The 22,152-nt window shown below is 44.8% G+C and carries 28 protein-coding genes; 9 read left to right on the forward strand and 19 right to left on the reverse strand.

The genetic code is table 11. The features are described 5' to 3' along the window. Positions 1 to 46 precede the first annotated feature (46 nt). The 6 genes from SB24_RS00695 to SB24_RS00720 form a co-directional block, all read right to left on the reverse strand. Positions 47 to 883 (reverse strand): SDR family oxidoreductase, encoded by an 837-nt coding sequence (locus tag SB24_RS00695; RefSeq protein ID WP_039251381.1) that lies wholly within the window; start codon positions 881 to 883, stop codon positions 47 to 49. Next, complete coding sequence (uxuA, locus tag SB24_RS00700; protein WP_039251383.1) at positions 880 to 1,956, reverse strand: mannonate dehydratase; 1,077 nt, start codon at positions 1,954 to 1,956, stop codon at positions 880 to 882. Before uxuA ends, SB24_RS00695 begins: the two co-directional genes overlap by 4 nt. A 1-nt stretch (position 1,957) precedes the next feature. Next, entirely contained in the window at positions 1,958 to 2,593 is a 636-nt protein-coding gene (locus SB24_RS00705) for a bifunctional 2-keto-4-hydroxyglutarate aldolase/2-keto-3-deoxy-6-phosphogluconate aldolase (RefSeq protein WP_014418028.1), read from the reverse strand. Between the two features lie 13 nt (positions 2,594 to 2,606). Beyond that, complete coding sequence (locus SB24_RS00710; protein ID WP_039251385.1) at positions 2,607 to 3,626, reverse strand: zinc-binding alcohol dehydrogenase family protein; 1,020 nt, start codon at positions 3,624 to 3,626, stop codon at positions 2,607 to 2,609. Positions 3,627 to 3,655: 29 nt separating this feature from the next. Beyond that, positions 3,656 to 4,612, reverse strand: a complete 957-nt coding sequence (locus tag SB24_RS00715) for a sugar kinase (RefSeq protein WP_039251387.1) — start codon at positions 4,610 to 4,612, stop codon at positions 3,656 to 3,658. 201 nt (positions 4,613 to 4,813) lie between these two features. Beyond that, complete coding sequence (locus tag SB24_RS00720) at positions 4,814 to 6,232, reverse strand: alanine/glycine:cation symporter family protein (RefSeq protein ID WP_033574809.1); 1,419 nt, start codon at positions 6,230 to 6,232, stop codon at positions 4,814 to 4,816. Between the two features lie 375 nt (positions 6,233 to 6,607). On the opposite strand from SB24_RS00720, the gene SB24_RS00725 reads away from it, so the two are divergent. Continuing rightward, complete coding sequence (locus SB24_RS00725) at positions 6,608 to 6,961, forward strand: hypothetical protein (protein ID WP_003153956.1); 354 nt, start codon at positions 6,608 to 6,610, stop codon at positions 6,959 to 6,961. A gap of 24 nt (positions 6,962 to 6,985) precedes the next feature. Beyond that, positions 6,986 to 7,111, forward strand: coding sequence for a hypothetical protein (locus SB24_RS20470; protein WP_003153957.1), 126 nt, complete (start codon positions 6,986 to 6,988; stop codon positions 7,109 to 7,111). Positions 7,112 to 7,163: 52 nt separating this feature from the next. Here SB24_RS20470 and parC read toward each other — a convergent pair whose 3' ends face one another. The 3 genes from parC to SB24_RS00740 form a co-directional block, all read right to left on the reverse strand. Next, positions 7,164 to 9,587, reverse strand: a complete 2,424-nt coding sequence (gene parC, locus SB24_RS00730) for a DNA topoisomerase IV subunit A (RefSeq protein WP_039251392.1) — start codon at positions 9,585 to 9,587, stop codon at positions 7,164 to 7,166. 2 nt (positions 9,588 to 9,589) lie between these two features. Next, entirely contained in the window at positions 9,590 to 11,557 is a 1,968-nt protein-coding gene (gene parE, locus SB24_RS00735) for a DNA topoisomerase IV subunit B (RefSeq protein ID WP_007611767.1), read from the reverse strand. 423 nt (positions 11,558 to 11,980) lie between these two features. Then, positions 11,981 to 12,388 carry a CoA-binding protein gene (locus SB24_RS00740; RefSeq protein WP_007410316.1) on the reverse strand — a complete coding sequence of 136 codons (408 nt, stop codon included), beginning with the start codon at positions 12,386 to 12,388 and terminating at the stop codon, positions 11,981 to 11,983. Positions 12,389 to 12,539: 151 nt separating this feature from the next. Between SB24_RS00740 and plsY the strand changes: the two genes are divergently transcribed. Further along, positions 12,540 to 13,121 (forward strand): glycerol-3-phosphate 1-O-acyltransferase PlsY, encoded by a 582-nt coding sequence (gene plsY, locus SB24_RS00745; RefSeq protein ID WP_007410317.1) that lies wholly within the window; start codon positions 12,540 to 12,542, stop codon positions 13,119 to 13,121. 88 nt (positions 13,122 to 13,209) lie between these two features. Continuing rightward, positions 13,210 to 13,497, forward strand: a complete 288-nt coding sequence (locus tag SB24_RS00750; protein ID WP_007410318.1) for a HesB/YadR/YfhF family protein — start codon at positions 13,210 to 13,212, stop codon at positions 13,495 to 13,497. Positions 13,498 to 13,530: 33 nt separating this feature from the next. On the opposite strand, the gene SB24_RS00755 is transcribed toward SB24_RS00750, so the two are convergent. From SB24_RS00755 to acnA, 7 genes are all read right to left on the reverse strand, one after another. Next, positions 13,531 to 13,830, reverse strand: a complete 300-nt coding sequence (locus SB24_RS00755) for a hypothetical protein (RefSeq protein ID WP_007611759.1) — start codon at positions 13,828 to 13,830, stop codon at positions 13,531 to 13,533. Positions 13,831 to 13,845: 15 nt separating this feature from the next. Further along, positions 13,846 to 14,262 carry a YbgC/FadM family acyl-CoA thioesterase gene (locus SB24_RS00760; RefSeq protein WP_039251395.1) on the reverse strand — a complete coding sequence of 139 codons (417 nt, stop codon included), beginning with the start codon at positions 14,260 to 14,262 and terminating at the stop codon, positions 13,846 to 13,848. A gap of 86 nt (positions 14,263 to 14,348) precedes the next feature. Beyond that, positions 14,349 to 14,591, reverse strand: coding sequence for a small acid-soluble spore protein Tlp (gene tlp / locus SB24_RS00765; protein ID WP_003153975.1), 243 nt, complete (start codon positions 14,589 to 14,591; stop codon positions 14,349 to 14,351). 24 nt (positions 14,592 to 14,615) lie between these two features. After that, complete coding sequence (locus SB24_RS00770; RefSeq protein ID WP_003153977.1) at positions 14,616 to 14,762, reverse strand: acid-soluble spore protein N; 147 nt, start codon at positions 14,760 to 14,762, stop codon at positions 14,616 to 14,618. Positions 14,763 to 14,825: 63 nt separating this feature from the next. Continuing rightward, on the reverse strand, positions 14,826 to 14,951 hold the full coding sequence (locus tag SB24_RS00775; protein ID WP_012117651.1) for an FbpB family small basic protein: 126 nt from the start codon (positions 14,949 to 14,951) through the stop codon (positions 14,826 to 14,828). A gap of 78 nt (positions 14,952 to 15,029) precedes the next feature. Next, positions 15,030 to 15,539 (reverse strand): TlpA family protein disulfide reductase, encoded by a 510-nt coding sequence (locus SB24_RS00780; RefSeq protein ID WP_003153980.1) that lies wholly within the window; start codon positions 15,537 to 15,539, stop codon positions 15,030 to 15,032. Positions 15,540 to 15,600: 61 nt separating this feature from the next. After that, positions 15,601 to 18,327 carry an aconitate hydratase AcnA gene (gene acnA / locus SB24_RS00785; protein WP_015417550.1) on the reverse strand — a complete coding sequence of 909 codons (2,727 nt, stop codon included), beginning with the start codon at positions 18,325 to 18,327 and terminating at the stop codon, positions 15,601 to 15,603. 231 nt (positions 18,328 to 18,558) lie between these two features. On the opposite strand from acnA, the gene sspO reads away from it, so the two are divergent. The 4 genes from sspO (at position 18,559) to SB24_RS00805 (ending at position 20,022) form a co-directional block, all read left to right on the forward strand. Then, positions 18,559 to 18,705, forward strand: a complete 147-nt coding sequence (sspO, locus tag SB24_RS00790) for an acid-soluble spore protein SspO (RefSeq protein WP_003153982.1) — start codon at positions 18,559 to 18,561, stop codon at positions 18,703 to 18,705. A 29-nt stretch (positions 18,706 to 18,734) separates the two neighbouring features. Beyond that, complete coding sequence (locus SB24_RS00795) at positions 18,735 to 18,881, forward strand: small acid-soluble spore protein P (RefSeq protein ID WP_003153984.1); 147 nt, start codon at positions 18,735 to 18,737, stop codon at positions 18,879 to 18,881. Positions 18,882 to 18,974: 93 nt separating this feature from the next. Next, positions 18,975 to 19,346, forward strand: coding sequence for an Hsp20/alpha crystallin family protein (locus SB24_RS00800; protein ID WP_007410324.1), 372 nt, complete (start codon positions 18,975 to 18,977; stop codon positions 19,344 to 19,346). Between the two features lie 247 nt (positions 19,347 to 19,593). After that, a complete protein-coding gene (locus SB24_RS00805; RefSeq protein ID WP_007410325.1) occupies positions 19,594 to 20,022 on the forward strand; it encodes a DUF2621 domain-containing protein in 429 nt (142 codons plus the stop codon). 27 nt (positions 20,023 to 20,049) lie between these two features. Here SB24_RS00805 and SB24_RS00810 read toward each other — a convergent pair whose 3' ends face one another. The 3 genes from SB24_RS00810 to SB24_RS00820 form a co-directional block, all read right to left on the reverse strand. Then, complete coding sequence (locus SB24_RS00810; RefSeq protein ID WP_007611735.1) at positions 20,050 to 20,541, reverse strand: CcdC family protein; 492 nt, start codon at positions 20,539 to 20,541, stop codon at positions 20,050 to 20,052. A 79-nt stretch (positions 20,542 to 20,620) separates the two neighbouring features. After that, positions 20,621 to 20,983 carry a response regulator gene (locus SB24_RS00815; protein WP_033574804.1) on the reverse strand — a complete coding sequence of 121 codons (363 nt, stop codon included), beginning with the start codon at positions 20,981 to 20,983 and terminating at the stop codon, positions 20,621 to 20,623. Between the two features lie 84 nt (positions 20,984 to 21,067). Then, positions 21,068 to 21,775, reverse strand: coding sequence for a cytochrome c biogenesis protein CcdA (locus SB24_RS00820; RefSeq protein ID WP_088056486.1), 708 nt, complete (start codon positions 21,773 to 21,775; stop codon positions 21,068 to 21,070). Positions 21,776 to 21,976: 201 nt separating this feature from the next. Between SB24_RS00820 and SB24_RS00825 the strand changes: the two genes are divergently transcribed. Continuing rightward, positions 21,977 to 22,150, forward strand: coding sequence for an aspartyl-phosphate phosphatase Spo0E family protein (locus SB24_RS00825; RefSeq protein ID WP_012117647.1), 174 nt, complete (start codon positions 21,977 to 21,979; stop codon positions 22,148 to 22,150). The last annotated feature ends 2 nt before the right edge of the window (positions 22,151 to 22,152 follow it).

Below are 22,152 nucleotides of genomic sequence, written 5' to 3' on the forward strand. Positions count from 1 at the left end.
AAGTCAGAAGTAAATGGTTTACAATCTGACAGGGACATGGATTCTGTCACACTCCGGAATAAGCCATAAAACCTCCGTCGACGGGAACGGTGACCCCGGTGACAAAGCCTGAGCATGAATCATCCGAAAGCCACAGGAGCGTTCCCAGAAGGTCTTCCGGTTTCCCGAAACGTTTCATCGGTGTATGTGCCATAATCTTATTGGATCGGTCTGTCAGACTTCCATCTTCCTGTAATAACAACCCACGGTTTTGCGCTGTCAAAAAGAAACCCGGAGCGATGGCATTCACCCGCAGCCCTTTTTTTGCGAAATGAACAGCCATCCACATCGTAAAATTCTGAATCGCCGCCTTGGCCGCGCTGTAGGCGGGCACCTTTGTCATCGGTGTATACGCACTCATAGAAGAAATATTAATAATCGCGGGACATTCCGCCTTCAAAAGGTCTTTTCCAAACACTTGCGATGCCAGAAATGCACCGGTAAAGTTGGTTGAAAATACGCTGGAAAACCCCGTTTCGTCCATATCAAAAAATGATGTGCCCTGCTCATCCTCTTCATACGTCTCGCTGGCAGTGATCGCATCAGGGTGGTTTCCCCCGGCTCCGTTAATTAAAAGATTGACAGAACCGAACCGGCTGATAATCTCGTCTTTTGCCTTTTCGAGCGAATCACGGGCTGAAACATCAGCCGGTACAGAAACCGCGGTTCCTCCAGCATCAGCAATCTCGGCCGCCGCACGCTCTGCTTTATCAGCATTCCGGCTGACGATCGCAATTTTCATCCCCTGCCGTGAAAGCTCCTTTGCCATTGCTGAACAGAGAACACCGCTCCCGCCTGTTATGACAGCGGTTCTTCCTGATAAACGTTCATGAATCGGTCTCATCCCTTCACCTCTTTCTCATGAGACGAGAATGCATCCCACAGTCCGCTCAAGTACATAATTCCTAAGGCACGATCATATAAACCATAGCCCGGCCGGCATTGTTCGCCCCAGATATGACGGCCGTGATCAGGCCGTACATATCCTTTGTAGCCTTGGCCGTGCAATTCTTTTACCACACCGGTAATATCAATGGACCCATCACTGGTAAGATGCGAAGTTTCCGTAAAATCACCGTTATCGCAGATTTTCACATTTCGTATATGGGCAAACGGCGCAGCTCCCGCATAGTGTTTGGCGATCTTCACCATATCATTGGCGGGATCCGCTCCCATCGAACCCGTGCACAACGTAATACAGTTGGCGGGTGAATCTGAAATCTCTCGCAGCTTTTCATAACTTTTCTCACCGGTGATAATACGGGGCAGGCCAAAAATTGACCAGGGCGGATCATCCGGATGAATGGCCATTTGAATGCCGTGTTCCTCCGCTACAGGAAGGATTTCATGTAAAAAGAATTCTAGATTGGCCCAAAGCTGTTTTTCATCAACCGTTTGATAGGCCTCAAACAGTTCCTTGATCCGGGTCATTTTCTCCGGCTCCCACCCGGGAAGCGTCAAATCAGAAGATTCTTCAACCGTGCGGATGAGTTCCTCCGGAGGGAGACTTTCCACTTTCGCTTTTTCAAAAAACAAAGCGGTTGACCCATCCTCCAGCGCGCGGAACATATCGGTACGCGTCCAGTCAAATATCGGCATGAAATTGTAACAGATGACTTTCACGCCGAATTCGGACAGATTGCGAATGGTCTGTTTATAGTGCTCAATATATTGTCCGCGTTCTTCATGACCGAGTTTAATGGCTTCATGAACATTCACGCTTTCCACGACCTCTGCATGAAACCCATAGGATTGAATGAATCTGACTTCCGCTTCAATGTCCTCCTTTTCCCATACATCGCCCGCGGGCTTCTGGTGAAGAGCCCAGACGATGCCTTTGACCCCGGGAATTTGTCTGACATGTTCAAGAGTCACCGTATCATTACCTTGGCCGTACCAGCGAAACGTGATATTCATGTTACACCCCCGTATATTCGTTTTTTCGGCAGACGTATTCTTTGCTGAGGGATACGGCAGCTTCATAGCCGCCCTTTTGATATGCTTTTGTCAAGTCGCTTCCCACACCGACCGCGACCGCTCCGGCAGAGAGCCAGTCATTCATGCTGTTTAATGAGATACCCCCGGTCGGCATAATGCGGACATTCGGCAGAGGACCGTTGACCGACTTGATAAATGAAGGGTCAAACGAATTAGCGGGGAACAGCTTTACCACATCACATCCGGCTTCGAGCGCCAAAGCCATATCAGACACGCTCATGCATCCCGGAAGATACGGTACGCTGTACTGGTTGCATAGAGATGCTATCTCTTTTACAAAATGAGAGCTGACGATAAATGAGGCGCCTGATAAAATGGCGTGTCTCGCCGTTTCTGTATCCATTACAGAGCCGGCTCCAAGAAGAATATCTTGATGCCGGAGTTCCTTAAAGACATCTTCCACTTCAGGAGTTGTGTATGTAAGCTCAATGGCGCTGATACCTCCTGAAATGGCCGCTCTTGAAACTTCAAGCGCCTCTTGGCTGTTTTGTCCCCTTATGACAGCCACTACTTGTGCATGCAGAAGTTTTTCGTAAATGGCGTACTTAGGCAGCATTCTCGCTCCTCCTTTAATCAAACGTAATGATTGCTTTTCCCGCCTTGCCCGGGTGCTGTTCGATCAACTGAAATGCTTGATGGACGTCATCTGCTGAAAATGTATGTGTAATAAGACCGCCGTGCGTTAACATGCCTTTATTCAGTAAGTCTGTAATGTACGGAAACTGATTCGTCTGCAATCTTGAACCGGTTATCGTGACTTCCTTTTTTGTGATCGGAAGCTGAGAAATGCCGGCAGTCCTCTCATCAAAACCAAGCACAACCACATGACCGGCCGGAGACACCGCGTCAATGGACGTTTCAAACGTTGAGGGGAGACAGACGGCATCAATGATGACATTGGCGCCTTCATTTTTTGTCCATTCGTTCACCCGCAAAACGGGATCTTCTTTTTGCGCGTTGACGGTAACGTCCGCACCGTTTTTTTCAGCGAATGCCAAGCGTTCATCATTCAAGTCGGTTATCATGACGGAAGCGCCTTTGAACTTTGCCATTTTTAATATGCAGATTCCGATCGGTCCCGCTCCCTGAATCAAAACGGTATCTTCCTTCTCGACACGGCCTCTCCAAACGGCCTGGGCGCCGATCGTATATGGTTCTGCCATGACCGCTTCCTCCCAGGGCAGATCGGGCGAAACGGCATGCAGCTGCTTTTCCGGAACCACGATATATTCCCGCATCCCGCCATCTTCATGAACGCCGAACACCGAAAGCGCTTTGCAGACGTTCGGACGTCCTTTCCGGCAGGCGTAGCATGTTCCGCAATAAGATATCGGTTCAACCACTACCCGGTCACCCGGCTTGAAACGCCGAACATGAGAACCGGTCTTTGCGACTTCCCCTGTGACTTCATGTCCGATTACTCTCGGCAAAGACGCTAACGGATTTGTCCCATGATAAATATGCAAATCTGATCCGCAAATTCCGACCCGCTTCACCTTGACAAGAACATCATCCGCGTGGACAACAGACGGTTTCTCACATTCCGTCACCACCAGATCAAATGCTTTCCGTACTTGAACCGCTTTCATTTTTCCACCCGCTTTTTAAGTTGTGCTTGCTACCGTTCAATCACAGTCTCTTTGTTTACAAATGACAGAACCTCTTCTAGATAGGGAAGCCCTTCATTATCACCGGAAACTGTGGTGACGAGCGCACCGACTGCATTTGCAAACTCCAGACGTTTTTCCGGTTCAAAACCATGCAGATAACTGTACAGGTAGCCGGCATTAAAGCCGTCACCCGCTCCTACCGTGTCAACAGGCGCAACCTGGAAAGCCTCTTTGTGAACCCACTTATGATCATGATACAGCGCAGAACCTGCTTCACCGTTCTTTATGACAAGCTGACTGATTGAATAGGTCTCTGCAAACCGGGCTAATGCTTCATTTTCCCCTATACCTGTCAGCTGTTTTATTTCGTCCCGGCCCGCCAGAAGAATATCAGTATGCGGAAAGATTTGATGAAATGCCGCACGCGCCTCCTCGATTGTCCACAGCTTCAGCCTGATATTCGGATCAAAAGATACGGGAATCCCCCTTGCTTTGGCGAGGGAAAGCACCCTTTCAGCAATTTCAAGATTTTTCTTATCAAGCGCGAGGAACACACCGGTAAGATGAACGATGTGAATGCCGTCAAACATATTCTCTGTTATATCTTCCGGTGCAAGAGTCAGAATTGGTGAATTGAAACGATAATAAAACGTCTTGCCTGAACCGTCATTTCTGATCTCTTTGACATTTAAAGATGTAGGAAAGCCTTCAACATAGGAGACGTCAGTCACATCAATTCCTTCTCCTTTGGCAAACTGATAAATCACTCTGCCGAACTCATCCTTCCCCAGTCTGCTGACCCACTTTGAGTGCAGATTCAATCTGGCGCATGCAATCGCAAAATTCAGTTCAGCTCCTCCTGCTTTTCGTTCAAAATGGGTAACAAAACGCAAAGGTCCTGTGCTTGCGGGATTTAAGGTGATCATCGCGTCACCGATCGTAAAAATGCCATAATCAGAAGCCACATCAATACTCCTTTCTTTTAAGACTAACTCGGTTTGGTAAACCGGTTTAGTAAAACTTTATATGAAAACCCTTACACGTGCAAGATAAAAATACAATAAATTCAAAAAAATCTGTTTTCAGTAAAAATAACCCGATTTTTCACATAAAAAACCCCTCACAACAAAATGTAAGGGGTTTTTGAAAATTGTATGCATGTTTCCTCAGTTAGCAGTCTTACGTTCGGGGCTTGTACCTTCTTCTTCCGCCCATGTTTCAATATGCTTGAGCTCCGGGGTGTTCTCGGCTTTGAATACGGGATCAAGACCTTTTTTGCGCTGAGCGGCATAATCCTTATAGATCTTGTAGGCTACATTACTCAGCAGTAAGATTGCCACTAAGTTAATGAGAGCCAAGAGTCCCATAAACAAGTTTGCCATGTCCCAGACGATCTGGAAGTCAGCCAAACATCCGTACACCACCATCACTACAACGAATACGCGGTAAATATTAAGCCATGTTTTGCTTGTTTTAATAAATTCAATATTCGTTTCACCATAGTAATAGTTGCCGACGACAGAGCTGAATGCGAATAAAAACATCGCAATCGCAATAAATGTCGGCGCCCATCCGCCGAGGTGGTGCTGCAATGCGGCTTGTGTCACTTGGATGCCGTCGCCTTTAGGCGTAAAGCTGTACAATAAAATGATAAAGGCAGTCGATGTACAAACAATAAATGTATCAAAAAACACGCCGAGCGTCTGAATTAATCCCTGCTTAGCCGGATGCGACACATGTGCAGCCGCTGCGGCATTCGGCGCGCTTCCCATACCCGCTTCGTTTGAAAACAGGCCGCGCTGCGCACCGATAATAATGATGCTTCCTAAGCTTCCGCCGACGATCTGTTCAAGACCGAACGCATTTTTCACAATCGCAGCAAACAGCTCAGGTACCGCTGTAATATTTACAATCACGACATACAGCGCGATCAGAATATACATACCCGCCATGACCGGAACGATTAATTGCGAAACGGAAACAACACGTTTCAGACCGCCGAATATAATGAAAGCCGTTAATACAGCTAAAATGATTGCGATAACTGTTTTATTCACATGGAATGCTTCGTCAAACGCCACAGAAATCGTATTTGACTGCACGGCGTTAAAGATAAGTCCGAAAGAAACGGTAATCAATACCGCGAATAAAATACCGAGCCAGCGGGCGCCCAGTCCCTTTGCCATGTAATATGCCGGACCGCCGCGGAATTCGTCACCGGAACGCACTTTATACAGCTGCGCCAAGGTGCTTTCCACAAAGCTGGAAGCCATACCGACAATCGCTACGATCCACATCCAAAATACTGCGCCGGGACCGCCTGTTGCAATCGCCAGCGCGACGCCGGTCAAGTTTCCGGTTCCGACACGAGAAGCGGCCGAGATAAAGAATGCCTGCATTGAAGACACTCCTTTATTTCCTTGCGGCTTCTCCCCGACGATTCTGAACATTTCAATAAAGTATTGGAATTGAATAAAGCGAAAACGGAACGTAAAGTACAATCCGATCCCGACTAAAATATAAACAAGATACTTCCAAATAAAATCATTTGGAACATTTATGATTTCACTGATGAAAGCCTCCATGTTTAACCTCCCTTTTACATATCTTTTACTGTCATTTTTGCTGCATATGTTAGATCTTTTAACACAACGAGTATTATTATATCACAACAACAGTGGTTGAGAAGTTTTTTTAAGAAAATGTTTCGGTTTCTTCATACGTCTTTTGCTGTCATGCCCCGTTTTTTATCTTACAGCCCGAAAAATGTTGTCACGTCATAAGGAATGCGTGCATATCATAACAAATAGGTCTTTAAGAAAAAAGAGATGAAAAGATGGATGGAATGGTATATACTTAACCAGGATAATAATTTTTTAAATTTAATAAATATGTTTACTTTACATTTAAATTAGGGTATTATAATAAAAATATTCAGACTTATGAAGGGGGGAGAACATTTGAAAAAAATCTTGTTTTTAAAAGCTTCTATTTTATTTTTAGCGATTGCAAGCTTTCATTTGCTCTCCATTCCCCATGCGTTCGATACTGCTCATCATTTTAAAGCGGTAGCCGACCAGCAGGAAATGCACGAAATGAAGGCCGGCCAAAATGCTGATGATGAGAAAAAATCGCTGACGGGCTCATATATCTTGACGGCGCTTTTTGCCGCTTCTGTCTCACTGATCGTGATATCAGACAGGAGACGCCCCGCTTCCCGGAGAAGACAGCGAAAGAAAAGCTTTTTAATCGCTAAATTTTATCAGTCCTCGTATTTCGATGAGCTTCATGTTCAACATCGCCTATCTATGTAACATAAAATGAGGAGGTTGTTAAACATGTTGTTTATCTTACGAATGGTGATTTTAGGGTTGTTTTCATTCACTGCACTGAATTTATTTGTATGGCAGGGAATCGAAGTCATTCACGCTATCACTGACTTATTCGGCAGCCATGAAAGCTAAATAGTAAAACCTCCGCTCAATGAGCGGAGGTTTTTTTATTTTATTTTTACTCTTAAACATCAGACGCGGGGATACGCCATACATCTGTTACCGGCCCTGTCTCATCTTCATCGGTAAAGAAGGAACCGTTGCTGTATCGGTCATTCGCCCGCAAGGACTTCACGGCGATTTCGATTCTCTCGCCTTTTTCTGTTTCCGCAGCGATCATGTCGGCTAAAGCGCACGCGAATACGCCGACTGCGCGATGCGGGTTCTTTTTAAGCTCACGCAGCATGATGACACCGCGCTTCGCCCTGGATGTTTTTTCGAATTCAGATAGGTTCATCCGCTTGATTGCTCCCCGCTGTGTGACAAGGACAAGCGAATCTGTCTCATGCAGGATTTGTCCTGATACGACGGTATCACCGTCTTTTACATTTATGCCCTTTACGCCGGCCGCACGGGCACCGACTACATTTACTTCATCTTCACCGAACCATAAACCGTACCCGAGGCGGGTGGCGATAAACAGCTGGCTGCCGCCGTCTGTGACATGAACATCAATCAGCTCGTCGTCCCCTTTAAGGTTAAGGGCAACAAGCGCTTTCGAGTAACGCTGCGCTTTGTAATGCGTCATTTCAGTTCTTTTCACCATGCCGTTTTTCGTCATAAACAATAAATATGATGATGGATCAAATTCTTTTACCGGTATAGCTTTCACGATGGTTTCATCACGGTCAATCGTGATGATGTTCGTTACGTGCTGCCCCATGTCTTTCCACCTGATATCGGGAAGCTGGTGAACCGGACAATAAACATAGCTTCCCTTATTGGTAAAGAGCAGGAGAACATCCGTTGTATTCATTTCAAATTGGTGAATCAGCCTGTCAGTATCCTTCATACCGAAATCCTGGCCGTTAGAAGCGGCAAATGACCGCTGACTTGTTCGTTTTACATAGCCGTCTTTTGTGACTGTCACATATACGTCCTCAGAGGCTACCATGACTTCAAGATTGATTTTAATTTCCTCAATCTTTTCTTCAATGACAGACCGTCTGCTGTCAGCATAGGTCTTTTTCAATTTTTTCAGGTTGCTTGTAATGACTTTTAACAGCTTTTTATCATGACTTAAAATGGCTTCGAGCTCCTGAATTTTCTTGCTGAGCTCTTCCGCTTCCTCTTTTAGCGCCGTAATATCCGTGTTTGTCAGACGATACAGCTGCAAGGATACGATCGCTTCGGCCTGCGGCTCCGTAAATGTGAATTTAGACATTAAGTTTTGTTTCGCATCTTTCTTGTCGCTGCTTGCCCGGATGACGGCTATGACCTCATCTAACACAGACAGTGCCTTCATCAGTCCTTCAACGATGTGGTGCCGCTCTTTTGCTTTTTGCAATTCAAAGACGGAGCGGTTTGTCACCACTTCCTTCTGGTGGGAAATATACGCATCCAGGATGGCCGTAAGACTCATCAGCATCGGCCGGCGGTTATGTATGGCGACCATATTAAAGTTATAAGTTGTCTGCAGATCAGTGTTTTTATATAAGAAATTCAAAATGCCTTTTGCATCGGCTTCTTTCTTTAACTCAACGACCACCCGAAGCCCCGTGCGGTCAGTTTCATCCCGGACTTCAGAAATGCCTTCGACTTTTTTGTCTATGCGGTATTCGTCCATTTTCTTTACGAGATTGGCTTTGTTTACTTCAAACGGAATTTCTGTAATGACGATCTGCTCCCGTCCGCCTCTTACGGATTCCACTTCAGCCTTGCCGCGGATAATAATTTTGCCTTTCCCGGTTTCATAAGCCTTCCGAATGCCGTCGACTCCTTGAATAATGCCTCCTGTCGGAAAGTCAGGCCCTTTAATCACCTGCATCAAGTCATCGACGGTGCAATCCGGAGATTCAATCCGTTTAATGACGGCATCAATGACCTCACCCAGATGATGAGGGGGAATATCAGTCGCATAGCCCGCTGAAATCCCGGTTGATCCGTTGACAAGCAAGTTAGGGAACATGGCGGGCAAAACAACCGGTTCTTTACTAGTGTCATCAAAGTTCGGAACGAATTCAACCGTATTTTTATCAATGTCACGCAAAAGCTCTGATGCGATAGAAGATAATCTCGCTTCCGTATAACGCATGGCAGCCGGCGGATCACCGTCAATGCTTCCATTGTTGCCGTGCATCTCAATCAGGACATTCCGCACTTTCCAATCCTGGCTCATCCGCACCATCGCTTCATAAACGGAGCTGTCACCGTGCGGATGATAATTACCGATAACGTTTCCGACCGTTTTCGCCGCTTTACGGAAATTTTTATCGAAAGTATTTCCGTCTGCGTGCATGGCGTATAAAATTCTCCGCTGCACCGGCTTTAAACCGTCACGAGCATCAGGCAGCGCCCTGTCTTGAATAATGTATTTACTATAGCGTCCGAAACGGTCGCCGATTACTTCTTCTAACGGTAAATCATGAAATAATTCTGGCTGTGCCACTATTAAACCTCCTCAGCGACCGACAAGTTTTCATTTTCTAAAATATTGCTTTCCTCATCTAATCCGAAGGCAACATTTTTTTCAATCCATTTTCTTCTCGGTTCTACTTTGTCTCCCATTAATGTCGTTACACGGCGCTCTACCCGTGCCGCATCGTCGATCTTGACTCTGACGAGCGTTCGCGATTCGGGATTCATCGTCGTTTCCCAGAGCTGGTCTGCGTTCATTTCTCCCAGACCTTTATAGCGCTGGATGGTATACCCTTTGCCGACTTTCTTTAAAACGCCGTCCATTTCTTCGTCGGACCAAGCATATTCAATAATCTCTTTCTTACCGCTTCCTTTGCTCACTTTGTAAAGAGGCGGAAGGGCGATGAAGACTTTTCCGTGCTCGATTAAAGGTTTCATATAGCGGTAGAAAAATGTTAACAGCAAGACTTGAATGTGCGCGCCGTCGGTATCCGCGTCCGTCATGATGATGATCTTGTCATAATTGATGTCGTCTATCTCAAAATCTGCGCCGACACCGCCTCCGATCGCATGAATAATCGTATTGATTTCTTCATTTTTGAAGATGTCTGCAAGCTTTGCTTTCTCTGTGTTGATGACCTTTCCGCGAAGGGGCAGCACGGCTTGGAACTTCCGGTCTCTTCCCTGTTTTGCAGAACCTCCCGCAGAGTCTCCCTCCACAAGATACAATTCATTCTTCGCCGGATTTCTGGAACCGGCCGGTGTGAGTTTTCCGCTCAGCGTCGCTTCTGATTTTTTGCGTTTTTTGCCGCTTCTCGCTTCTTCTCTCGCTTTACGGGCCGCTTCACGGGCCTGGCTTGCTTTAATCGCTTTTTTGACAAGCAGGGTTGCTGTATCGCGGTTTTCTTCCAGGAAATAAGCAAGATTCTCGGAAATGACGGCATCCGCGGCGGATCTCGCCTCACTTGTGCCAAGCTTCCCTTTCGTCTGTCCTTCAAATTGCAGCAGTTCCTCCGGGATACGCACGGAAATAATTGCGGACAAACCTTCCCTGATATCGGCGCCTTCAAGGTTCTTGTCTTTCTCTTTTAAAAGGGCGACCTTTCGCGCATACTCGTTAAACGCCCTTGTCATTGCCGTTTTGGCTCCTGATTCGTGGGTGCCGCCGTCCTTTGTTCTGACGTTATTAACGAATGACAGCATATTTTCTGAATACCCGTCATTAAACTGAAACGCGAAATCGACTTCAATGTCATGATGCTCGCCTTCAAAGGAAACCACTTCGCATAAAGCGTCTTTTTCCTCGTTTAGATAAGCGACAAATGCTTCAATTCCGTTCTCATAATAAAATACTTCCTTTACGCCGTTCCGTTCATCTATTAATTCTATTTTCAAACCTTTTAACAAGAAAGCCGATTCGCGCAGACGTTCTGACAGCGTGTCAAAATTATAAACCGTTGCGCTGAACATTGACGGATCAGGTTTAAAATGGGTAAGCGTTCCCGTTTTTTTGGTCGTACCGATTTTTTCAAGTGAAGTCACGGGCTTGCCGCCGTTTTCAAACCGCTGTTTATACACATATCCGTCACGCTCAATAGTAACCGTCAGCCACTCCGATAATGCGTTTACGACAGATGCGCCGACACCATGCAGACCGCCGCTTGTTTTATAGCCGCCCTGTCCGAATTTCCCCCCGGCATGCAGCACGGTGAAAATAACTTCCGGCGTCGGCTTTCCTAGCTTATGCATCCCGGTCGGCATTCCGCGTCCTCTGTCCTGTACAGAGATGCTGTTGTCCTTATGTATCGTTACGATAATATGATCTCCGTAGCCGGCAAGAACTTCATCGACGGAATTGTCGACGATCTCATATACCAGATGGTGCAGGCCGCGTGCGTCCGTCGAACCGATGTACATTCCCGGTCGTTTTCTGACGGCTTCCAGGCCTTCAAGCACCTGTATGGCATCTTCGTTGTAATCAAATTGCTGTTTTCTAGCCAAACGTACAAACCCCTTTCAAAAAACCTGCTCTTAATCATTTTCTTTTTTAAATGTTTTCATGTCTTTGTTTTTCAGTATGCGCAAGCTTCGGTCCAATTCTCCTCGGACTCACAATTATAACCAATATGCTTGATTTCGCAACATATTTAAGCGAATGGCTCGTTTTTTAGGCCGCAAGACATACATTCGAACGGCTTTTCATCTTTCTGGTGCCCTTTTCAGCGAATAAGAACATGAGTTCGCTTTCTATTATATAGCTTTATGCCGGCCATCGCAAACAGACTGTAAACCCCTGTATAAAGGGGTTTCTAAAAAAGCTGTTCATGCTTTATTGTATCTGTTTCATCATCATACGCAAAGAGTATTCTATCAATAAAAAAGCAAAAACCCCTGATTTGCCAAGGATTTTTGCTTTTTTTGTTCCTATTTTATAACAGCGCGGGCGACTTTTATACATAAATCCATAACAGCCGTCCGTCCTTTGTCTGTAATCATGCGATACGCTTCTTCATTTGCAAGGCCCTGCTGCGCCCAAAAAACGGGAGCGTCCGTCTGTAAAAATTCTTCAGCGACGCCGGGAAGCTGCTCAGAGCGTCTGAACACATTCACGATATCAATCGGTCCCTCCACGTCTTTTAATGAAGCGACGGCTTTAACGCCAAGCGCCTCATCAATCGTTGGATTGACGGGAATAATTTCATACCCTTCATCCTGCATCGCTTTGGAAACCATGTAAGAAGTCCGGTCGGGACGGTCTGACAGCCCGACGACTGCGATCCGTTTGCTACGGTCCAGAATTTCTTTAATCTCTGATTTTGAAGGATTTTGCATCTTTACCATCTCCTTTTGATATATTGTACATGACCGCTTCGCCGGAATCAAAAAAAGCGATTTGTCAGCTTAATTCTCAAAAAACTTGTCATCAGACGGTAACAACTCGTGTTAAAATAGAGTGAAGGGACATTGAAAAGGAGAAATGTAGATGTTGATTGCTTTATTGATTATTTTGGCCTATGTAATAGGCAGCATCCCGTCAGGTTTAATCGTAGGCAAACTTGCGAAAGGGATCGATATTAGAGAACACGGAAGCGGCAATTTGGGCGCTACAAATGCTTTTCGCACGCTTGGCGTTAAAGCGGGATCTGTTGTCATCGCAGCCGATATTTTAAAAGGCACCTTGGCCGCGGCGCTCCCATATTTACTGCACGTCCCCATTCATCCTCTTCTCGCAGGGGTGGCAGCAGTAATCGGCCATGTATTCCCCGTGTTCGCAAAGTTTAAGGGAGGCAAAGCCGTAGCCACATCAGGGGGCGTCCTGCTGTTTTATGCTCCGCTGTTATTCGTTACGATGGTTGCAGTATTTTTCGTATTTTTATTCCTTACGAAATTTGTTTCTCTGTCTTCAATGTTAACAGGGATTTATACGATTATTTACTGTCTGTTTGTAAAAGACCCTTATTTATTAGTCGTAGTGACGCTCTTGACCGCGTTTGTTATCTACAGACACAGGGCAAACATCAAACGGATTATAAACAAAACAGAACCGAAGATCAAATGGTTTTGATGAAACTTCAATTTTGACATCAAAATGCCATATGCGTTTATAATAGAGATAATTTCTTTATATGAGAAACAAAAAGGGAGTGTTCCGGATGAACATGAAAGTAACGAAAGGCGCGCTGGATTGGTACAAAGAAGAGCTCGATCTGGAAACAGGCGACCATGTCCGTTTCTTTGTCCGTTACGGGGGATGCAGCAACGTTCAGAAAGGCTTTTCTCTCGGCATTTTAAAAGACCGGCCGATGAACATCGGCACCAGCACGGAAGTTGAAGGCATTACCTTTTTTATTGAAGAAAGCGACTTATGGTACTTTGATAATCACGATTTGTCAGTCACATATTCAGATCAGGCAGAAGAGCCGGTATTTGATTACGTGTAAGAAAAAAAGAACGCAGCGGATGCGTTCTTTTTTTTACAGCCTGAACCTTTTGAGATGATCAGTCAGACGTTCTTTTTCTAATATGCTTCTTTGCGTATCACCGAGCAGGTCAAAGTGGGGAAATTCATTTTTATGGTGAATCCACTCCGGCTTCAGCCCGTACTCCGCTCCCCATCTGATCAGTTTATTGAGATCGCTTGAACCGGCCTTCGTCACTGTCTTAGCCTCCGGAAAGCGGTCGTCCAGCCAGTAATGCGTTAAAAAAGCGATTTTCCCTTCCGATACATCCCGCTTCCATCTTTCCAGTTCCTTACGCGTAATTCCAAATGCCATAACTGCAGCCGCTCCTTATTTTTTTGCCTTTTCGTAAGCGGCATGCCAATCAGGAAAAGCCTTGCGAAACTGAATCGGTTTGAAGCTCTCTTTATCAACGCATATATGAGAGGATGTCGCTTTGATGGCAAGTTCTTGATCCGGATTATAGATGTGGTAGCCGTAAACGGTTTTAAATCCGTTATATTCTTCAATCCAAGTATGTACGACAGCCGTTTCTCCGTAGCGGAGCGGCTTTTTATAAGAAATGCTGATATCCAATACAGGGGACAGCACTCCTCTGTCTTCCATATCCTTGTAAAGGAATCCGAGTTCCTTAATCAGCGCCGTTCTGCCGACCTCCATCCAGACTAAGTAATTGGCATGATAGACGATGCCCATTTGATCTGTTTCCGCATAACGCACTTCTATTTCTTTTTTTGACACATACAACGTTCTCTGCTCCCTTATTATCAGATTAGCCCCATTTTATCACAACGAGCCGGAAAGAGAAAAAAACCAGGTTTCCCTGGTTTTTATTATGATTGATAGCCGTTTTCTCTTGCAGCCGATTCATCCTGGATTTCACTGCGGAACGATTCAATGCTTTCATTGCGTCTGGCATTCTTCTCTTGAATGCGCTGTTTTTCCTCATCTGTCGCAAATTCCATTGATTCTTTGGCTTCTTCTATATTTTCAATTGTATTCTGGACCATATCCTGCAGCTTTTCAACGTTATCGGAACGGTCATCCGGATTTGGTTTTTGATCATTGTTTGTCATAATGTCTGCTCTCCTTTGTTGATGTTATTCGCCTTTCGTCTGCATGACAATCGGATGTCCGTTTGACTTGTCATGAAACTTTTCCCCTTTGTTGCGTTTATATTTAACGGGTTTTGTCCCTAAGTGGCTCGGAGCGTATTGCGGCTGGCCGTCTTTCTTGTTTATGCCCATGTTCATCCCTCCTTAAGAGTATATTTTGCAAAAGGAGGTGCAAACATGACTGCAAATTAAAGGTTATTTTTGTTTGAACCGCTGCTCCAGCTTTTCTTCAAGCTGATTCAAATATTCCGTATTGGTCATCAGCTCACGTTTATTTTCCATAACCAATTCATGAAAAGAACGTTTTCGCATTTTTTTCAATCTTCTCACCTCCGTGTTTTCATTCATTTTTTCCAATTTTTCAAAACCTAAGTCCTTCACAATAAAAAAACTGAACCTCTATTTGAGATCCAGTTTTTCTTTCATTTCTTTTTTTGTCATCGTGCCTACGCGAATGTGCTGAATGGTTCCTTTTTCGTCTAATATGTATGTTGTCGGATAAGAAAGCACGTTGAAATCTCCGTTAATTCCGCTTTTGTCAATCAGAATAGGAAAGGTCAGCTGATAATGATCAGCAAATGATTTCACAGCCTGTATATTTTTTTCAGAGGACGTAAAATTAACGGCTGCTACCGCAATATCAGGATATTCTTTCTGCAGCTCCTGCATATCAGGCATTTCCATTCGGCACGGCTTACACCACGTCGCCCAGAAATTGAGGAGCACTTTTTTTCCTTTATAATCAGAAAGGGAGATACTTTTTCCTGACAATGTATCAAGTGTAAAGTCAGGGGCTTTCATCCCTTCTTCTGTCCCTTCTTTCGGACTTTTTTGTACAGAATAAATGTTCCAGCCCGCATACACTAACAACCCGATAAGTAACATTCCGCCCAGCCATTTCGCAAGCATCTCAAGGCCTCCCGCATAAAAAGAGAGAAAGCAGACTGCTTTCTCTCCTTTGTTCATTCTGCTACTGTTTCATTTTATCGCGAAGCACCATTTGTAAAATGCCGCCGTGGCGATAGTAATCAATTTCCACTTCACTGTCAAAACGGACAACAACTTCAAATGTTTTTACCGTACCGTCTTCACTGATTGCTCTGACAGTCAGCAAGTCGCGCGGACGTACAGATTCATCAACATCCACCTCGATGACTTCCTTACCGGTTAAGCCGAGTGTATCCGCGTTTTCACCCTGTTTGAACTGGAGCGGCAGCACACCCATGAAGACGAGGTTGCTTCTGTGAATTCTTTCAAAGCTTTCGGCAATGACTGTTCTGATGCCGAGCAGGTTTGTTCCTTTTGCAGCCCAGTCACGTGAAGAGCCCATTCCGTAATCTTTTCCGGCCAGGACGACAAGACCCGTTTTATCATCTTTATACCGCATGCAGGCATCATAAATAGATGTCACTTCCCCGGTAGGCCAATGTGTTGTGTATCCGCCTTCTGTACCCGGTGCGATTTGGTTTTTAATGCGGATATTGGCGAATGTTCCTCTCATCATGACTTCATGGTTTCCGCGGCGTGAGCCGTAAGAGTTAAAGTCACGAGGAGAAACGCCTTTTTCCTGCAGGTATTTGCCCGCCGGTGTGTCTTTTCCGATCGCTCCGGCCGGAGAAATGTGGTCAGTCGTCACGGAATCGCCGAATTTGCCGACAACGCGAAGTCCTCTTAAAGGCTCAACTTTTCCCGGCTCTACAGACATTTCCTCAAAGAACGGCGGGTTTTGAATGTAAGTGGAATCCTGATCCCACTTGTACAGCGCTTCATCCGTCGTTTCGATTTCGTTCCAGCGCTGGTTGTCGTCAAATACCGTTTCATACTCTTTGCGGAATAATTCCGGCGTAACAGTCTGTTTGACGAGAGAATTGATTTCATCCATGGACGGCCAGATGTCATCGAAATAAACATTTTGTCCGTCATTTCCGACACCGATCGGATCCGTTTTCAGGTTGATATTCACAGTGCCTGCTAACGCGTATGCGACAACAAGCGGAGGTGACGCAAGGTAGTTTCCTTTGACAAGCGGATGGATCCGGCCTTCAAAGTTTCTGTTACCCGACAAGACAGAAGTGATCAAGAGATCATTTTTAGCAACCGCTTCTTCAATCTCTGGAGAAAGCGGGCCGGAGTTCCCGATACATGTCGTACAGCCATACCCTACGAGGTTAAAGCCGAGCTCCTTCATGTAAGGAAGCAGGCCCGAGTTGACTAAGTATCCAGTAACAACCTTAGACCCCGGTGCAAGTGATGTTTTAACATAATTCGGCACTTTCAAGCCTAATTCTACCGCTTTTTTGGCTACCAATCCGGCACCGATTAATACATAAGGGTTTGATGTATTCGTACAGCTTGTAATAGCGGCGATTGCAATCGCCCCCGTTTTCATAACCGCATCTTCACCGCTGTTAAGTTTAAATGAAATTTCTTTGTTCTCTTCAGCAGCATCCGCTCCGAATCCTTGGTTGCCGGCCGGGCTGACAAGATGTTTTTTAAACGTTTCCTGCATAACGGAAAGCGGGATTAAATCCTGCGGACGTTTCGGGCCTGAAAGGTTCGCTTCAATTTTTGACAGATCAATTTCCACAACGTCTGTAAAAATCGGCTCTTCCGCGTCAGGCGTATAGAATAAACCGTTGTTGCGGCAGTATGCCTCTACAATATCGATCTGCTCTTCTTCACGGCCGGTCAGACGCAGGTAAGAAAGTGCTTCCTCGTCAACAGGGAAGAATCCGCAAGTCGCTCCGTATTCCGGCGCCATATTGGCAATAGTCGCACGATCCGCAAGCGGAAGCTCAGCAACACCAGGACCGAAGAATTCAACAAATTTATTGACTACGCCTTTTTCGCGCAGCACTTGAGTGACTTTCAGCGCCAAGTCAGTCGCCGTCGTTCCGTTAGGCAATTTTCCGACAAGTTTCGCGCCGATGACCTCAGGAACAGGGAAATATGAAGGCTGGCCGAGCATTCCCGCTTCCGCCTCAATACCGCCGACACCCCAGCCGAGGACGCCGATTCCGTTAATCATTGTTGTATGGGAATCTGTTCCCACCAATGTATCAGGATATGTCACAAGTTCTCCGTCTTCCTCTTTCGTATGAACGACACTTGCCAAAAACTCAAGGTTTACCTGGTGAACGATACCTGTTGCAGGCGGAACGGCCTGATAATTGTTAAACGCTTTCTTTGCCCAGCTTAAAAATTTATAACGTTCTGCATTTCTTTCGAATTCTAAGTCCATATTAATGGCTAACGCGTCTTCCGTACCGGCTTTGTCGACTTGTACGGAGTGGTCAATGACCAGGTCAACCGGAATTTCAGGATTGATTTTATCAGGGTCTCCGCCGACAGAGGCCATGGCTTTTCTTAAAGATGCCAGGTCAACTACGGCCGGAACGCCTGTAAAGTCCTGTAGAATAACCCGTGACGGTTTAAACGGCACATCGATATCTTTTAATTCAGCAGTACCCCATCTTGCTAAATTTTCAACATGTTCTTTTGTAATGACGCGTCCGTCTACCTGACGCAAAACGGATTCCAAAAGAACCTTAATAGAATAAGGAAGTTTTGAAACATTGCCGACCCCTGCGTCTTCCAATGCTTTTAATGAATAGTAGTTGTATGTTTTCCCATTTGAAGAAAATGTTTTTCTTGCTTGGAAAACGTCTTGTGTTGCGACTTTTTGCTGATTTGTCATTCTCCAAAATCCCCCTTCAATGATCAAGATCGTTCTTTAGATGAATGTTCACATTCCATCACAATTTTCTCACAATTTCATCTTAGTATAAAATCATACATAAGTAAATATCAATGTTTTTATTAAATACAATAAGATCGTCTTATCAGCATGATTTTCGGTAAATTTTGTCCGATTTTCCGCCTCATACAACGGGCTGTAAAGAGCCATATTAATGTTGAGGTGATGATCATGGTAAAACGGAAAGCCAATCATGTCATTAACGGCATGAATGATGCGAAAAGCCAAGGCAAAGGCGCGGGTTATATAGAAAATGACCAGCTCGTCCTGACGGAAGAAGAACGGCAGAACAATAAAAAAAGAAAAACAAACCAATAGCCGGAACACCTTAAAAAGGAGGCTTTAACATGACAAATAAAAATACGAGTAAAGATATGCATAAAAATGCTCCGAAGGGCCATAACCCCGGCCAGCCGGAACCGCTGAGCGGAAGCAAAAAAGTGAAAAACCGCAACCATACAAGACAAAAACATAATACAAGCCACGATATGTAAAACAGACCCCGTGTCTGTTTTTTTGTGCCATTCACCCATTCAAAGCTTCTGCATACGTTATAGCAAGGCTTTTTAATATGGAGGAATGCTTCCATGAATCACTCAAAAAACGCTGAAGAATTTGATGATACGGAAGAATGGCTGCGGCAGTTTTACGAGGACCCGTATGCTTGGTATGACGAGACGCTGCCGATCGATCTATATGAAACAAGCCGTCAATATATCATTGAAGCCGACCTGACGGCGCTGAAGCAGGTGCAAGCGATAACCGTCACTCTTTCGGGAAATGAGTTTATGCTCTCTGTTAAAACGCTTGAACGGACGTTAAACAAACAAATGATGCTTCCTTTTTATCTGAATGACAAACATATTTTCACTGATTTCACCAACCATATTCTGACCGTCTCCATGAACAAGGAGCCAAATGAGACTCCTGCCTCTTTTTCCTTTCAATTTCCTCTATAACATAAAAAAGCCGCTTTCATCCCTCAATGGAAGCGGCTTTTTTTGTCCGGTCATATCAGTCATATACCCTCAAAGTGAATCTCCCATGGCCAAATAGCAGAATCACTATACGATAGAATATGTTCTACCAACCGGAATGACTGGACATCTATCATTTTTTCTATTCTTTTTTTCTATTCTTTTTTTCATGTGTTCTTCTATTCTGTCTTCGTTTACAATATGGTTAAAGTAAGGAGGAGATAGAACAATGCTGGAAGGCTGGTTTATGTGGTTTATTTTATTTTGGGTCATCGTGATGATCGGATTGCTGTCTATCGGCGGGTTTTTTATGTTTCGAAAATTTTTAAAACGCTTACCGAAAGAAGACGGCCGGTCAGAACTGGATTGGCAGGACTATTATATTGAAAAAAGCAGGCACTTATGGAATGAGGGTGACAAGGCGTTTTTGGATGAACTGGTCGCCCCCGTACCGGAGCTCTTTCGGGATGTAGCCAAAGCGAAAATCGCCGGAAAAATCGGTGAACTTTCCTTAGCGGAGGAAGCTGAACAAATAAACCGTGATTTAATCATCAGGGGTTACATACTGGCCACCCCTAAGCGTGATCATCAATTTTTAAAAAAGCATCTCCGTGAAAAACAGATTGATCTTACTCCTTATCAAGCCCTGCTCAAATAAAAAACCTTTCCGGCGGACGGAAAGGTTTTAATTCATCTGAATATCAGCGGTCTTCAGTTCATTCGAAAGTTTGCGGTAAGACAAAAACATCGCGATGCGCCACGGGACAATCATTCCGAAAGCCAGAATCCAAAACATTCCGCTTAAAGCTCCGTAATCAATCGTCGTGCTCAAAATGGATTTCATAGCGATTCTGATAACCAAGAGACCAATCAGGATAAACACAAACGCTTTTGACCGTTTTAAATAGATTTCATTATTTTTAATCTCAAATTTAGATGTTTTAATCAGAAAAATAGAGAAGATCACGCCCAGCGTAATGGCCTCCAAAAATTCTTCGCCCGTCACTCTGAAAATCGGAAAAAGGAACATAAGCGCTCCCGTACTCATGAAAATCGGCGGGAGAATTATTTTTTTAGGTGAAGCGGGCTTGTCGGAGGATTTAATCCTGACGATCATCACGGAAATTGCCATGGCCGCTGCAATAACGGATGAAATTATAATCATCATCTTTATCATTCCTTTGCTTGCACGGAGTTTAATACTATATACTATACTCCAAAAACATAAAAAAAACCAATTTGAAAAGAGAACACGTTTACGTTCCCGTTACCCGGCCAACGGCCTCCAGCACTTTAGATGCTTCAAACGGTTTAACGATAAAGTCTTTAGCGCCTAATTCAATCGCTTCCAGAACGATCCGCTGCTGCCGCATGGCGGTGCACATGATGATCCGGGCTTTCGGGTCAAAAGCTAAAATATCCTGCAGAGCCTGTATACCGTTTTTGACCGGCATGGTAATATCCATTGTCACCAGGTCGGGACGGATTTTTTGATATACTGACAGGGCTTCCTCACCGTCAGCCGCTTCCCCGGCCACTGTGTAATTCGCCGATTCCAGAATCTCTCTGATTTTCACCCTCATGAACTTGGCGTCATCTACAACTAAAACTCGTGTCATATTCCCCTCCACATATTTAACATTAACTAGTCTTATTGTACCAAAAACAAAAGGGTATATAATAGTTCAAAAGTTATTAATCCGTTACAGACCGGTAAATCCTCCGAAAAGATTTGACAGAACGATCAGAATGTAGCTCATCCAGTTAAAAAACAGCATAACTCCGATCAGAATCATAAGAATGCCGCCGATTTTCATGATAAGCAGCTGATGCTTGCGAATCCAATTCATTCTGGTAATAAAAAATGAAAGAACAAGAAAAGGAATCGCAAACCCGAGAACATATAAAAACATATACGGCACTGCTGAAGAAGGATTTGTATTGGCCAGCGAAAACACGGCTCCTAAAATAGGCCCGCTGCACGGCGACCAGCCGGCTGCAAATGCAAGACCGATCAGAACCGAACCGATAAACCCCTCCGGACGGCGCTTAAAGTGAATGCGCCGCTCTTTCATCATGAATTTCGGCTGAAACACACCGGCAGTAATCAGCCCGAAAAGGATCAGCATGATAGCGCCAAACTGGCGGATCGCTTCATGATATTGGGTAAAAAAACTGCCGATAAAAGAAGTTCCATATCCCAATGCGATAAAAATCACGGAGAAACCAAGCAAAAAACAAAGTGTATGCACGAGGCCACGCTTTTGCAGCATCACCTTTTCTGTTTTCACCTCGTCCATACTGACACCAGTTATGTAAGATAAAAAGGCGGGGTACAACGGCAGACAGCATGGAGAAATGAAAGACAGAAATCCGGCCCCAAACGTCAAAAAGTAATTAAAACTCACGATGACACACTCCCTTCGAGTTATGACAAAATCATTTCATTTTTTTAACACTTTCCCGAGAAGGATTACTTTTTATAGAAAAAGCTTATATAATTTAATTTGACATCGAGATATTATACTCCTTCTTATTTGAAAAACAGTATAAATGTGGATATAATAATAGCGACTCAGGTGAAAGATTTATGTATGAAAGGATATATCCCTGTGATTAGAGAGCATCTATTAAATGAAATTGAAAAAAAACGGGCAGAGCTGCTTAAAATCGTCATGACAAACGGAATGACATCAAACATTACGATAGAACTCAGCCAGGAGCTTGACCACCTTCTCATACAATATCAAAAAGAACTGCACACCGGCAGTTGGGGTGAAACATGACG

It is taken from the genome of Bacillus sp. Pc3 (assembly GCF_000815145.1).
Classification (GTDB): domain Bacteria; phylum Bacillota; class Bacilli; order Bacillales; family Bacillaceae; genus Bacillus; species Bacillus velezensis.

Bases quoted from the DNA above. Each gene is read 5' to 3' on its own strand.
- SB24_RS00720 (WP_033574809.1), bottom strand. From the start codon at position 6,232: ATGGAGGCTTTCATCAGTGAAATCATAAATGTTCCAAATGATTTTATT.
- acnA (WP_015417550.1), bottom strand. From the start codon at position 18,327: ATGACAAATCAGCAAAAAGTCGCAACACAAGACGTTTTCCAAGCAAGA.
- uxuA (WP_039251383.1), bottom strand. From the start codon at position 1,956: ATGAATATCACGTTTCGCTGGTACGGCCAAGGTAATGATACGGTGACT.
- SB24_RS00780 (WP_003153980.1), bottom strand. From the start codon at position 15,539: ATGCTTGCGAAATGGCTGGGCGGAATGTTACTTATCGGGTTGTTAGTG.
- SB24_RS00695 (WP_039251381.1), bottom strand. From the start codon at position 883: ATGAGACCGATTCATGAACGTTTATCAGGAAGAACCGCTGTCATAACA.
- SB24_RS00810 (WP_007611735.1), bottom strand. From the start codon at position 20,541: ATGATAAAGATGATGATTATAATTTCATCCGTTATTGCAGCGGCCATG.
- SB24_RS00705 (WP_014418028.1), bottom strand. From the start codon at position 2,593: ATGCTGCCTAAGTACGCCATTTACGAAAAACTTCTGCATGCACAAGTA.
- SB24_RS00815 (WP_033574804.1), bottom strand. From the start codon at position 20,983: ATGACACGAGTTTTAGTTGTAGATGACGCCAAGTTCATGAGGGTGAAA.
- SB24_RS00755 (WP_007611759.1), bottom strand. From the start codon at position 13,830: ATGGCATTTGGAATTACGCGTAAGGAACTGGAAAGATGGAAGCGGGAT.
- SB24_RS00805 (WP_007410325.1), top strand. From the start codon at position 19,594: ATGCTGGAAGGCTGGTTTATGTGGTTTATTTTATTTTGGGTCATCGTG.
- SB24_RS00750 (WP_007410318.1), top strand. From the start codon at position 13,210: ATGAACATGAAAGTAACGAAAGGCGCGCTGGATTGGTACAAAGAAGAG.
- plsY (WP_007410317.1), top strand. From the start codon at position 12,540: ATGTTGATTGCTTTATTGATTATTTTGGCCTATGTAATAGGCAGCATC.
- SB24_RS00795 (WP_003153984.1), top strand. From the start codon at position 18,735: ATGACAAATAAAAATACGAGTAAAGATATGCATAAAAATGCTCCGAAG.
- sspO (WP_003153982.1), top strand. From the start codon at position 18,559: ATGGTAAAACGGAAAGCCAATCATGTCATTAACGGCATGAATGATGCG.
- SB24_RS00710 (WP_039251385.1), bottom strand. From the start codon at position 3,626: ATGAAAGCGGTTCAAGTACGGAAAGCATTTGATCTGGTGGTGACGGAA.
- SB24_RS00800 (WP_007410324.1), top strand. From the start codon at position 18,975: ATGAATCACTCAAAAAACGCTGAAGAATTTGATGATACGGAAGAATGG.
- SB24_RS00740 (WP_007410316.1), bottom strand. From the start codon at position 12,388: ATGCAAAATCCTTCAAAATCAGAGATTAAAGAAATTCTGGACCGTAGC.
- SB24_RS00770 (WP_003153977.1), bottom strand. From the start codon at position 14,762: ATGGGCATAAACAAGAAAGACGGCCAGCCGCAATACGCTCCGAGCCAC.
- SB24_RS20470 (WP_003153957.1), top strand. From the start codon at position 6,986: ATGTTGTTTATCTTACGAATGGTGATTTTAGGGTTGTTTTCATTCACT.
- tlp (WP_003153975.1), bottom strand. From the start codon at position 14,591: ATGACAAACAATGATCAAAAACCAAATCCGGATGACCGTTCCGATAAC.